The organism is Streptomyces sp. DSM 120436, from assembly GCF_055778765.1.
This window is the reverse complement of sequence record NZ_JBSKBS010000002.1, coordinates 1,891,059-1,903,503: the sequence shown is the minus strand read 5'-3', so window position 1 is coordinate 1,903,503 and position 12,445 is coordinate 1,891,059. Positions and strand designations below refer to the sequence as shown.

General features: G+C 64.9%; 8 protein-coding genes. 4 read left to right on the top strand and 4 right to left on the bottom strand.

The window, feature by feature from the left end; translation table 11 throughout:
- Positions 1-90 precede the first annotated feature (90 nt).
- Both ACWH4W_RS30700 and ACWH4W_RS30695 read left to right on the top strand, forming a co-directional pair.
- A complete protein-coding gene (locus ACWH4W_RS30700) occupies positions 91-420 on the top strand; it encodes a plasmid mobilization protein (protein ID WP_473079067.1) in 330 nt (109 codons plus the stop codon).
- On the top strand, positions 417-902 hold the full coding sequence (locus tag ACWH4W_RS30695) for a hypothetical protein (RefSeq protein WP_469988436.1): 486 nt from the start codon (positions 417-419) through the stop codon (positions 900-902). The genes ACWH4W_RS30700 and ACWH4W_RS30695 overlap by 4 nt, the downstream gene beginning before the upstream one ends.
- Before the next feature lie 272 nt (positions 903-1,174).
- Here the strand turns inward: ACWH4W_RS30695 and ACWH4W_RS30690 are convergent, their stop codons facing one another.
- Positions 1,175-1,864 (bottom strand): hypothetical protein, encoded by a 690-nt coding sequence (locus ACWH4W_RS30690; RefSeq protein ID WP_473079066.1) that lies wholly within the window; start codon positions 1,862-1,864, stop codon positions 1,175-1,177.
- Between the two features lie 586 nt (positions 1,865-2,450).
- On the opposite strand from ACWH4W_RS30690, the gene ACWH4W_RS30685 reads away from it, so the two are divergent.
- Positions 2,451-3,323, top strand: coding sequence for a helix-turn-helix domain-containing protein (locus ACWH4W_RS30685; protein WP_473079065.1), 873 nt, complete (start codon positions 2,451-2,453; stop codon positions 3,321-3,323).
- The gene (locus ACWH4W_RS30680) at positions 3,320-3,508 is read left to right on the top strand and encodes a DUF397 domain-containing protein (protein WP_473079064.1); all 189 of its coding nucleotides are present in this window, start codon (positions 3,320-3,322) and stop codon (positions 3,506-3,508) included. The genes ACWH4W_RS30685 and ACWH4W_RS30680 overlap by 4 nt, the downstream gene beginning before the upstream one ends.
- A gap of 114 nt (positions 3,509-3,622) precedes the next feature.
- Here ACWH4W_RS30680 and ACWH4W_RS30675 read toward each other — a convergent pair whose 3' ends face one another.
- The 3 genes from ACWH4W_RS30675 to ACWH4W_RS30665 all read right to left on the bottom strand — a co-directional run bounded on the left by ACWH4W_RS30675 (position 3,623) and on the right by ACWH4W_RS30665 (position 12,438).
- On the bottom strand, positions 3,623-6,388 hold the full coding sequence (locus ACWH4W_RS30675) for an ATP-dependent helicase (RefSeq protein WP_473079063.1): 2,766 nt from the start codon (positions 6,386-6,388) through the stop codon (positions 3,623-3,625).
- 93 nt (positions 6,389-6,481) lie between these two features.
- A complete protein-coding gene (locus tag ACWH4W_RS30670) occupies positions 6,482-9,229 on the bottom strand; it encodes a site-specific DNA-methyltransferase (RefSeq protein WP_473079062.1) in 2,748 nt (915 codons plus the stop codon).
- A 5-nt stretch (positions 9,230-9,234) separates the two neighbouring features.
- Positions 9,235-12,438: a BPTD_3080 family restriction endonuclease gene (locus ACWH4W_RS30665; RefSeq protein ID WP_473079061.1), complete on the bottom strand. Its 3,204-nt coding sequence runs from the start codon at positions 12,436-12,438 to the stop codon at positions 9,235-9,237.
- Positions 12,439-12,445 lie beyond the last annotated feature (7 nt).

Genomic DNA, 12,445 nt, shown 5'->3' with positions numbered 1-12,445 from the left:
CTGGGGGACCGGACGCCAGGAGAGGGCCTCTCCGACTGCTCGCGACGATCGGTACTCGCACCACCGTCATACGCGTATTACCATGCCTTCATGGCGAAGACTCGGATCAGCATCAGCCTGGAGCAGGACCAGGCCGAACGCATCAAGCGGCATGCGGAACGGGCGGGCATGGACGTCTCGGCGTACCTGGTCCACGCCGCAACGCGCCAGATGGCGGAGAGCGACGCCATAGAGGAACAGTTCGCCGAGGTGGACGCACTCATCGCCCGGGCGGAGCAGGCAGCGGACGGGCTCCCCGCCGAACGCGATTCCGAACCTGCCGCGGAGCTGACGGAGCAGGAGCGCCGTGAGGTCGAGGAGGCCCTGGGGCTCGTCCAGGGCCGGGACCGGCAAAGCCGTCGGCCGGGGCACGCCGCGTGAGCGCACGGGTGCCGGTCTACGACACCGGGATGCTCATCGCACTCGCCGACCGCAAGGCCAAGGCGGTTGCTCTCCACGAGGGACTGCGCCAGGCTCCGCACCGGGCGCTGGTGCTCGGACCGGTCCTCGCCCAGGTGTGGCGCCCCCAGCCGGCTCTGGTGCACGCCCTGTCCGGCGTTCTGAAGGACTGCACGGTTCCCCAGGCCCGTACGTCCGAACCGCCCATGCGGGAGACCAAGGCGGGACGCCCGGAGTGCCTGGCCTGTGCGACGGGTCCGGACCTCGCGGACTGGCGGCGCATCGGCACCGCCCTGGGCCGGGCGGCCCTGCCAGCGAAGAAGCGGCCGGACGCGGTGGACGCCTGGGTCGCACTGGCGGCGGCCCGGCACGGCAGCGCGGTGATCTTCACCACCGACCCGGGAGACATCCACGCCTACCTGGCCGTCCTTGCGCCGACGGACGTGCACGTGGTCGCGGTCTGACGACCGGGAGCCACGGCCCGCTCCGTCCAGATGGTCGCGCAGGCGGTGAACGAGCCGTCGACGGGAGAGGAGCTTGACCCTGCTGCGCCCTGCTGGTCCCGGCCAGCACCTCGTCGGCTACTCGGACGGAAGATTCAGCGTCACCCCGTCCAGACGGCCCGGAGGTGACTGCACGGTGCCGTTAGCCGACTCCGGTGGGGAAGAGCCGCTCGACGCCCTCCAATGCATCCAGGCAGCGAGCGGGTTCCCGCACGCGGTCGGTGTGCTGGGCGTCAGCCGTCCCGCGATGCCGGAGCAGGGCCGAACGCGCGACGACTGGCCCTCACGGCCAGAGCGGCCATGGCGGCGTTGGCGCCACCACCGATCACGGCGCCGATGCCGAACGGTGCCACCCGGCCGAGAACGATGATCCCCTGCTTGGTCCCGTACTTCGTGATGAAGTTCGGCCCCAGGACCTTGTTGACCTGACGCAGCGTCTCGACCGGCGTCTTGGCGACAACCTGACGCCCCCAGTGCTGCCCCGTGCGCTCGGCCACCTTGGTGATCGTGGTGGAGCCGCTTCCCCCGAGCATGATGCCCATGACGATCGTCCGGCGCCGCTCCACCTCGTCGATGGGGACCCCGTGGACTTCCGCGACCGAGAGGGCGAAGAGGGCGGTCAGCTCGAGAGACGACAGGGCCTGACCGGCCGACAGTGCCAGGGCGACTCCGGTACCGACCCCGGGCGCGGCCGCGGTTCCCCCGACCGCGGCACCTGTCCCGCTCAAGGCACTGACGTACATCCGCTCCAGGTTGCGTATCACCTGCGCCGGTGTCGCCTCCGGATTCCGCTGGCGGGCCCGTGCGATGTTCTTGCGCACCAGTGGGCTCTGGGCGCTGATCGCTTTGTCCAGGAGGCCGAGGACTCGTTGCCCGCGTGCGTCTTCGTCCGGAACCGGTCCGTCGTGGGCATCCATGGCCATGCCTTGAGCTCCTTGAGTCGTGAGGTATCAGGGGATTCTTCCACTCAGGCTGCCGGTTCCGGAGCGTTTTGCGGCGGCTCCTGCCTGCTCAGACGGGGCGCCGTTTGAGGGCCAACCCCTCGTGTACGAGGTCACTGTCAGCGCCTCCTGGTTCCGTGTCGAGCGGGCTGAAGCGCGGCGGGCTCACCTGGCGTCCGACCTCGATTCATCGGCAGGGCGGAGGATTGCGTTCGGTAGCGCTGCCACGCAGCGGGTGAACCGCGCCCAGCCGTCTGGTCGGATCCGCCCGCCGTGACACACGGCCGTGCAGGGACGCGCTGACCCCGAGTACCGCCACGATCTGTTCGACGCGTTCGATGACGGCAGGAGCTGGACGAACGTTCGGCCGAGCGGGGAGCGTTGGGACGTGATCGTGCTCATGAAGCCACGGTGCGGGTGGGCGAGGCATGTCCCAGGCGCACGGACCGTACGCTGCGTCAGCGTACGGGCACATTCCGTGGACGGTACGACGGTTCATACGTCACGCTGAGTGTCGTCGACTGCAGGACGGCGAACGGCGCGGGTACGGAACCGGAGGTGGCTGAGGATGGCCGAGGGCGGTGTGGTGGACGGCGGTGACGCGCCGTGCGGCGAGACGGACCGGGAGCCCGATCCCTCGGACAGCCTGCGGACCTGGGGCGCCTTCCAGCAGGCACTGCGCGAGCACGCGGGCTACAGCCGGGCCGAGTTCGCGGACCTGGTGCGCTTCTCCAAGCACACCGTGGAATCGGTGGAACTGGGGCGCCGGATGCCTGATGTGGCGTTCGTCGAGCGCGCCGACGAGGTCCTGGGGAACACGGGGGCGTTGCGGAAGTCCTCACAGTACGTGACACGGGGGCGGGGCGATACGGGACTCGCGGCGTGGTTCCGGCAGTGGGCCCGGCTGGAGCGGGTGGCGGTGAGTCTGTGCACGTACGAGTGCCGGCTGGTGCCGGGGTTGTTGCAGTCGGAGGGGTATGCGCGGGCGGTGTTCGAGGGCACCGTTCCGGTGGCCCCGGACCACCTGCTGGAAGACTTCATGGCCCGGCGGATGGAGCGACAGCGGATGCTGTTCGAGCGACCGACGACACCGTTCAGCTTCATCGTCGAAGAGCACGTCTTCCGGCGCCGGTTCGGGAATCCGGACCAGATGCGGGAGATGTTCGACCATGTGCTGGAGCTGAGCGCACCGCGCAACGTGACGCTGCAGGTCGTGCCGTTGGAGGCAGGGCTGCATGCTTGCCTGGACGGGCCGGTGCGGCTTCTGGAGACTCCGAAAGGGCAACGGCTCGCGTACTCAGAGGGGCAGCAGAACGGCCGCCTGATCTCCGACGTGAAAGAGGTGAGCCTGCTCTGCCAGCGCTATGACACACTGCGCTCGCAGGCCCTGAACGCCAAGGACTCGCGGGGTCTGTTGGAGCGACTCCGAGGAGAGCTATGAGCACGAGGCCGGAACTGGCGTGGTTCAAGTCCAGCTACAGCGGCAGTCAGGGTGACGACTGCGTGGAGGTCGCCGTCACAGAACAGGCCGTGTGCGTAAGGGACTCCAAGGACATGTCGCGTCCTCACTTCGCTGTCGGCCGCGAGGAGTGGTCGCGGTTCGTGGGGTTCATGTCAGAGGCGTGACATCAAGGTGAGCGGTGGCCGCGGGCGGCCTTGCACGTCTCGGCTCGTACCGCCTGCGCCTGGGACCCGCCTGGCCCATGCCAACGCACGGGCCAGGAAGGGTCGGACCGTCCGTCAGCCTTCGCGGCTACGGCAGATACCCGCGAAGTCGCAGCTGGCACAGGACGTGCACCAGCTGTCCAGGCGGGACAGTCGGTTGGTGCGCAGCGATTCCGCAGCCTCCGTGACCCGCTTGCCGAGGTCGGTCATGACCTCCGGATCCACCATCTCGCGGGTGTCGCGTCCCGCTTTGTCGAGGTTGAGTACCTCGACGACGTCCGCGTCCTGCCCGGTCAGCTCCCGGTAACCGAGCACGTAAAGATGCAACTGGTCACGGGTCAGGTCCTCGGCCTGAGCCCGTTCGCTGGACTTGAAGTCGACGACCGACGTCTCGTTCGTGTCCAACCGCTTGATCAGGTCGACGCGGCCCGTCACGGTGACGCCGGGGACCGGGTGGATCTCGACGGGCTGCTCCGAGTACCGCGTCTGGTGCAGGGTCGCGCCATGACGCTCCAGGTATCGCCGGACGGCCGTCTCGGCAGCGGGGCGGAGCTGATCGGCTGCCGCCTTGTTCGCGAACGGGAGGTTCAGGTGGCGGTCTACGAGGTCCTCCGCCTCCTCGGGAGTGGCGATGTCGCCCTCGATGGCACGCTTGTGGATCTCGGCCATGACGTCGTGCAAGGACTTGCCGAAGCCGAGTTCCTTCTGCAGGGGCGAGTCGAAGCCGTACAGCAGGCGGAGCTTGAAGGAGTACGGGCACTCGAAGAGGTACTTCAGGTCCGAGAAGGACATGACGACCTCGGGAGTGCCGCGCCTGGGGCTGGGCGTCAACCGGTCGTCAGGGGAGGGGACGACCTCCCGGGTCAGGACGGTATGGACTCCCGTGGCTTCGTTGAAGAAGTCCGAGCGCTTCTTGCCGGTGCGCTTCTCGCTGGGGGCAAAGGAGAGCGCCAGGTACTTCTGGGCGCGGGTGACGGCGACGTAGAAGAGGCGCCGCTCGTCTGCTTCGGTGCCTCGGTAGCGGGCAGCACCTGGGATGAGTTCTTCCTCGACCACGTGGAAGACGCCGAGCCCGCCCCGGCCGGAGGCGGGGAAGGTGTTCTTGCGCAGGGCAGGCAGGAAGACCGCGGGCCACTGCATGCCCTTGGCCTGGTGGACGGTGGCGATGACGACGGCGTTGGGCTGGGCGTAGCCGTTGTCTCCGTCGGACTCTTCGTAGTAATCGGGCGCCTGGTGTTCGACCCACTTGGCGAACGCGTCGAACCGCTGCTGGGGTTCGCTGGTGAGGTGAATGCGCTCGAAGTCCCCGATCGCGGTGGAGAAGCGGCCGAGGTTGTAGTAGACGAGTTCGCCCCGCTCGTTCGGAACGCGCTCTTCGCGCAGCTCCACGGCTTCGAGGAACTCGAGGAAGACGCCCTGGAGCGTGGTGGAGTCCCAGGGCTTGGAGGCATCCCACTGCATGGCGGCGGTGAGTACGGGAAGACCGGCACGAACGTCGCCCTCCGCGAGCCCGACGCCGGCGTCCACCCATGCATCGACGACGTCCTGCTCGTCGGCCAGCCCCGCGACGAACCGGAAACAGGTGACGGCCGCCTGTACCTCCGGGGTCTCGAAGAGCTTGGTCAGGCCCTTGATGACGTAGGGGATGCCACGACTGCGCAGTTCTTCGACGAGAGGTCCGGCGTCGGCCTTGACGGAGCGGAACAGGACAGCGAAGTCGGACCAGTCGAGGCCGCGCGGCTCACTGCCTTCCCGGTCGTGGAAGGGAACACCACGCAGCCGCTCCATGCGGTCGACGAGCCAAGTGGCCTCGGCCTCAGTGTCCGGGAACTCCAGCGCCAGCAGATCACCGCGCTCGAAGGTCTGATGGCCCGCTGCCTTCATTGCCTTGCTGAGACGCTCGCTGGGAGGGATTTGTTCGACGACGTGACGAGCGAGATCGACGATGGCGGAACTGGAGCGGAAGTTCTCGTTCAGGGTAACGCGGTGGACGTTGGGATAGCGGTCCTCGATCGTGAGGATGTTCTCGACGGCACTGCCGCGCCACTGGTAGATGGTCTGATCGTCGTCGCCGACCACGCAGAGGTTCGCCCCGTGGCGGGTGAGCCCGCGGATCAGCTGCTCCTGGACCGGGTTGGTGTCCTGGTACTCGTCAACGACGACGTACTTGACGGTCTCCTTGACGTGACGCTGAAGGTCCAGGACGGACTCGTCACCCTCGTCGTTGTCGTCGTTCAGCAGAACGGCAGCATTGTGGAGGATCGCCGTGTAGTCGAAGTAGGCGCGGTCACTGAGGAGCTGCATGTACTTGTCGAGCCCGTCTGCGACGTCCGGGCGGAGCCCTTCGAGGTCCACGTCGTCCTCACGGAGGATCGACATGACCTGCTGGTACAGCTTGGAGTTGACCCAGCGCCGCAGCGGCTTCTCGGCGCCTTTGACGACAGCCTTCGTCGTGGTCAGCCCGGAGCGGGTGCTGTACTTGTCGATCATCAAGCGGGTCTGCACATCGTTGAGGACGTTGTACTTGAACGCCTCGGGGACGTGGCTGTGCAGCAGATCCAAGGCATAGCCGTGCATGGTGCCGATGTACATCTCGGCGAGGCCGTGCACCTCGCCGTGGAGTTCACGGATACGGGTGTGTACACGCTCCTTCAGCTCACCTGCGGCCTTCTCGGTGAAGGTGAAGGCGACGATGTTCTTCGGCTGCACATCGGGCCGCCCGATCAGGCGGGCGATCCGCTGCGAGATGACCTCCGTCTTGCCGGAACCGGCACAGGCGACGATGAGGAGGTTGTCGTCGTGGGTGTTGATGGCGGTGCGCTGGGCATCCGTGAACGGCATTGTTCCCCCCGGAACTGACTGGTGCCTCTGTGTGGGAGGCCGGTAATGGGCGGGGTGGGTGGCGCCATGGCACCCACCCCGCGAGCGGTGACGTCAGACCTCGATGGCCTTGAGGACCTCGTCGCCGTAGTAGTTGACGACCTTGACCGCGATGCGGCCGGACTCGGGCTTGGGGAAGGGACGCGACTTCGTGGTGAAGAGGGTGGCCAGGGCCTCCTCGTCGATCTGCCCCTTGAGCGCCTTGCCGAGCCGCTCGTACGGGTTGAGACCCGTGGGCTTCCCGTTCTCTCCCGAGAAGTAGACGTGGCGCACGATGAAGGCCTCGGCATCGTAGTTCGTGTCGATGGACCACATCATGATGTCGTCGGGACCTTCGGCACGGACATCGCCCGTCGTCGGGTTGTAGATGTCGAGTCCCTTGATTTCGGCGACGAGCTGGCCGTCGCTCGTCTCGGTCACCTCGATGTCGGGCTCGCCGAAGACCGTGAACAGGTTGCCGGCGCCGGTGTTAGCGAGTTCGTCACCCATGGCGAGGTCCGGGTTCATGCGGACGTTCAGCACGGTCAGCTTGCCGACCTGGCGCTGCTGGATGACGGAGAACTCGCCTCGCTCCTGGTTGATCTCGTTGGTCGCCTCGGTCGCGTTGGCGTCGAAGGCGAAACCAAGGATGAGCAGGAGGTCGATCTTGCCGAACCGGAGCGCCTCACGGGCCGCGTTCTTGATGAAGAGCGAGTCGACGGTTCCGTACTCGGGACCGAGTGCGATGCCGACGCGGGCCGGCGTGCCCTCCTCGGCGCCCTTGCGGATGCCGACGGCGGTCAGTATCCGACCCGAGACCGGCTCGACCGACTCGAACTCCAGCCGCTCGTTCCGGTAACCGTTCTGCACGCCCGCCTTCTTGACGTGCTCCAGGATCGTCTCCTCGTAGGAGGCGCCGGACGGCATCATCTCGGCGGCCTTCTCAGAGGCCGGAACCTCCTGGTCGAAGGAGACGGAGCGGTGCGGCGACAGGGACTCGACGGTGAAAGCTCCGGCAACCCGTACGGCCTTCTTGTTCTCGTAGGGACGGTCGTACAAGGTCTCGAACTCGGCGTGCTTCTTGATCGCCTTGTCGATCTGCTCGCGGGTCATCCCCTCCTTGATGTCGGGGTTGTTCGCGATCGACTTCAACGTGATGTGTGGGACGCGCTCGTAAACGAAGCCACGGCGGATGTCGTGTTTTGAGGGCGAGCGGTCGAGCGGCTGCTGGCTAAGTTCGGCTTCCTTTGCCTTTCCTTCGGGGGAGTCGGCGAGGAGATAGGCGGGGTAAAGAGCGCCCATGATGCGGTGACGGGCGAGAGAGACGGCGACGCGCGAAGAGTCGATGGTGATCCAGCGACGTCCCCGTTGCTCGGCGACATAGGCCGTGGTGCCGGAGCCGCAGGTGGGGTCGAGGATGAGATCACCTGGGTCAGTGGTCATGAGCATGCAGCGTTCGATTGCAGAGTTTGCGGTCTGCACAACGTAAATTTTTGGATCTACTCGACTCTGAATTCCTCCGATGTCAGTCCATGTGTTGGAAATGGGGAATGCAGGAAAGTCGTCGTGGTATCGAACGTAGGAGAGGGTGTTGCTGGTTGCCTGCACTCGTCGAGCCAGAAGCAAATTCTTCATACCTGCTTCGTTTGTCTTCCAGCGTGAAGTCATGTTCGGGCGGAATGTTCGATTATCGACCTCGACGGGGAACCATGAGGCAGCCCCTTCCCCCTTTTCGCGCCCCATGCTCTGGCTCGTGAGGTTGTCAAGGCGAAATGCTCGCCCGCTCTTTCCGGCGTCGGCTGCCCTTTTTAGCGGTAGGCGGCTTCCGTCTTCGAGTTCAACCTGGTTGTATTTATCCGATCCGGCGCCGCCTAGTTCACGCCTTTGGTAAAGGCGCCTATATTTGGCCTTTTCTTTGTTCTTGGCGTACCAAACGATGAAATCGGATGTGCCGGGAAGGAAGTCGCTTGTCTGGCCAGCTGTCTTGGTGTAGGTGATGAGTGAAACGAAATTTTCGGGACTGAATACCTCATCCAGGAGAGATCGCACCAGGTGAACATTCTCGTCGCCGATTTGCACAAAAACGGAGCCGGATTCTGACAGCAAGTCCCGGATGGCGGTGAGTCGGTCCCGTAGGTATGTGAGGTACGAGTGGATACCGAGATGCCAAGTATCCCGGAAGGCTCGAAGCTGTTCTACCTCCTTCGTTGCAGATGAGAGGTTGCCGTCTTTCACATCACGTGATCGTGTGGTTACCTGCCAGTTCGAGTTAAATTTGATCCCATACGGCGGATCGATGTACACCATCTGGACCTTGCCTCGCAGATTCTCCCGCTCCGCAAGGCTTGCCATCACCTGGAGCGAGTCGCCCAGAATCATACGGTTGGTCCAGTTCATTTGGTGCTTATACCACTCGATTTTCTCCAGCTCATCCGGGATGCCGTCGTCGAAAAAGTCAGTGCCGAAGAGTGACAGTTCCTCCTCGGTGCCATCGTCTTCCCCGTCCTTCCATCGCGTCTTCGTCTCGTCCATGAGCTGCTTGACGAGATACCGCGGCTCGATTAGCTCCTGGCGGAAGATCGGTGGGGCCGGTACCTCCAGGTCCTGGCGGTCCTGCTCGTCCTTGCCCTTCCAGACGAGCTGAGGATCGAGTGAGGGGTCACGTGGGTACAGCAGCGTCTTTGCCTGCTCAACCTCCTCCGTGACAAGGTCGAACGCGTCTGCCGTAGGGTTGTTCACTCGCTTGTCCTCATGCCTTATGGCCTGCACGGCCTTGGTGCGGTTCGCGGCGGTCTTCGCACTGTTTCTGCGGGGAGCGGCCATTTTCCTTACTTCCCTTCCTCGTCGTTGCCGTCGTGCCGCCGCTGCTCGGCTTCCGCCTCGCGCGCCGCGCTGAACAAGTCGTCCCAGGGGTAGTCGTCGCCGCCCCAGTCCGCGTCGTCATCGTCGTTCTTGAGTCGCTCGACGCTCTTGAGACCGTCCTCATGGAGGCCAGTCAGCGCCCCGTCGTCGTACAGCGACTGGATCGCCATGTTCAGCCCCGCCTTGAATTTGGTGGGATCCTCCGACAGCTCGACGTAACCCCACCTGCCGAACCCGCCGTGGTTGTTAACGGCCGCGCACCACATGCGTGCGGTCTCCGCCTTCATGGCCCGCTTGCCGGCCGACTTTCGGGAGCCCGACACCTCCACGATGAGATGACGCTGCTCGTCCTCTTCATCCTGTGGCTTCAACCGGACGATGAAGTCAGGTAGGTACCGGTGGGTGCGACCTGCGTAAAGGTACGGGATCGCGAACTCCAGGTGATCGTTCTTGACGTACGACTCCACGTTCTTGTTGCCGTCGAGCAACGTCGCCAGAATCTGCTCCCAGGTGTTGCCGCCTATTCCATCAAGGACGACATAGTTCACCGGCGACTTGTTCGGTTCTGCCTCGTAGACCGCCTTGGTCGTGTAGAAGTTCACGTCGTCCGTGGAGCCCTCCGGCGCATACCGCGCGAAAATAGGTAGCACCTTGGACGAATTGTTGCTCTCCTGGCGGTTCAGTGCGGCGAAGAACTGTTGCGCGGCCCGCAGTTGCTCCTCGGAAACGCTGGAAATGATCGTCAAGTCCCGCTGGTTATCAGTTCCAACGCAATGAGTGATCCAGTCCTTCGCGAGCTGCACGAGGTTCGGAAACATCCATGGCTTGCGCCCCTGCTTGGGATCCTCCAAGAGTTCCAGAGCCAGCTTGGCCACCTTGAAGGCCACTTGCTGGACTCGGACACCTCGGCCGTCGACCAGCGTGTGTGTGGCGCTCTTCCCGATGAGGCCTTCCACCTCAGCCCGCGTCGCTACGTGTTCGTTCACCTTGAACGGCTCCGCCTGCGTGAAGTCCGCGTAGAAGCGCGCCTCCTCCACCTCCACGCGGTACCCCTCCAACCGCGGGAAGGTGATGCGCAGCTCTTCCCGGTCTTTCATGGCCCGGACGTGCTTGGGCTCCGGTCGCGGCTTGGTCTTCAGCTCGCGGTTCGGATCGGTCTGGATGAACTGGAAGGGAATGCCGTACACATCCGCGTACTCCGGCTCCAGAAGTCCCTCGTCGTTCACCGCGTACGAGATGCGGCGCAGACCACGGCCCACGACCTGCTCACACAGCAGGTGGCTGCCGAAGGCTCGGACCCCCAGGATGTGCGTGACCGTGTTGGCGTCCCAGCCCTCCGTCAGCATGGACACGGAGACAACGCACCGCACGTCCTGCCCAAGCTTGCCCTTCTTGCCGACGGTGTTCAGGACCTCACGCAGCAGGTCGGCATCCGTGAGTGACTCCACGTCCCGGTCGGGGAATCGTGTGCGGTACTCCTCCTTGAAGGCTTCCAGCTGCTCGGCCGCCGCAGCCTTGAACTGGGCGTCCAGCTGAGGGTTGTCGGACTCCAGTTGTGCGGAGTCGACCAGGATGGTGCGTGGCACGGGGTGGCGGCGGCCCTGTTCGTCGTAGTTGGAGAAGAGGTCCAGCATGCCCCGCTTGCCGAGTCCGCCACTGTCCGGCAGCTCGTGACCGGCGATCTGGTCGTACACCCACTTCGACACCGTCGTGTTGTTGCAGACGACGATGAACACCGGGGGAGTGGAGCCGGTGCCCTGGGTCTCCTCCTCCCAGCGCGCGAAGGCCTCCGCGTAGTTGCGGTACAGGCTGTGGGCCGCCCCGTCCAGAACGGCCGGCAGCGTCTTGTCCGCGAGTGTCTCCGGCTTCTGGGAGCGCTTCGGCATCTCGTCCCTGATGTGCTCCCACAGGTTCAGGTACGAGACCTCCTTGTGCTCCGCGTCGTCGTCCACAGGCACGCGAGGGATCTTGACCAGGCCCGACTCGATGGCGTCCAGCAGTCCGAAGTCACTGACCACCCAGGGAAAGAGGGTGCCCTCCGGGTAGCCCGAGCCGTTCAGGTAGAAGGGAGTCGCGGAGAGGTCGTAGACCGTCTTGATGCCGGTCTTGCGCATGATGTGGTTCAGGCCGTCGAACCACTGGCGCGCGTGCTTGTTCTCCTCCTCGGCCTGCTTCTTCTCCTCTCCCTTCAGGTCGTCGACGGTGACGGCTCCCTCCAGGGCGGCCCCGCGGGTCTGGTAGCAGTGGTGCGCCTCGTCGTTGATGACGATGATCTCGCCCTTGCTACCGCCCAGATCGCGCAGCACCCGGTTGACCATCATGTTGGGCGTCTCGATGAAGGGATCATTCTTCGACTTGGCCAGCAGCAGCTTCTTGGTCTTGGACGCGAGCCCCTGGCCCTCCCGCGTCGTCTTGAGCATGAACGCGTGGTAGTTGGTGATCGCCACCTGCGCCTGCCCGAGCGCACCCCACAGGTCCGCCGGGACGATGTCCCGCTCCTTGTAGTAGTTGTTCGGGTCGGAGGGCATCAGCACCCGCAGCCGGTCCCGGATGGTCACACCGGGCGCGACCAGGAGGAAGCGCTTGGCGAACCGGGCGTCCTGCGGGCTAGCGACCTTGTTGAGGACGTTCCAGGCGATCAACATCGCCATCACGACGGTCTTGCCCGCGCCCGTCGCCATCTTCAGGGCGACCCTGGGCAGCCCCGCGTTGTGCTCCTGGTTGGTTTCTTCCAGGTGAGTCTTGATCCACGGCCTGCCGAGCTTCGTGCCCACCTCCGCCAGGTAGATGGCAGTCTCCACCGCCTCCACCTGGGCGAAGAAGAGCTTCCGTTCCCGTTCCTGGTCGGTCCAGTACTCCAGGAGACGGCGGGTTGTCGGCGTGATGTTGGGGTATCCCGCAGTGCGCCAGCGGCCGACCTCGTTGCGGATGTTGCCGATGACATCCTGGCCTTTGCGCTCTTCCAGGATGCCGTCGAAGAACAACTCGTGCTGGACGCCAGCCGACGACTTGCGTCCCTTCCTGGCGCGCGGGACGGGCATCCAGGTTTCGCTAGGGCGGCGCCCGGGAACCCGCTCACCGGTCGGCTGCCCCCGCTCGTCCAGTTCCCAGTGCCAGGCCGGTTCCTTGTACGGGGAATTGATGATCGGATTTTCGATCACTGCTGCCATGCTCTAG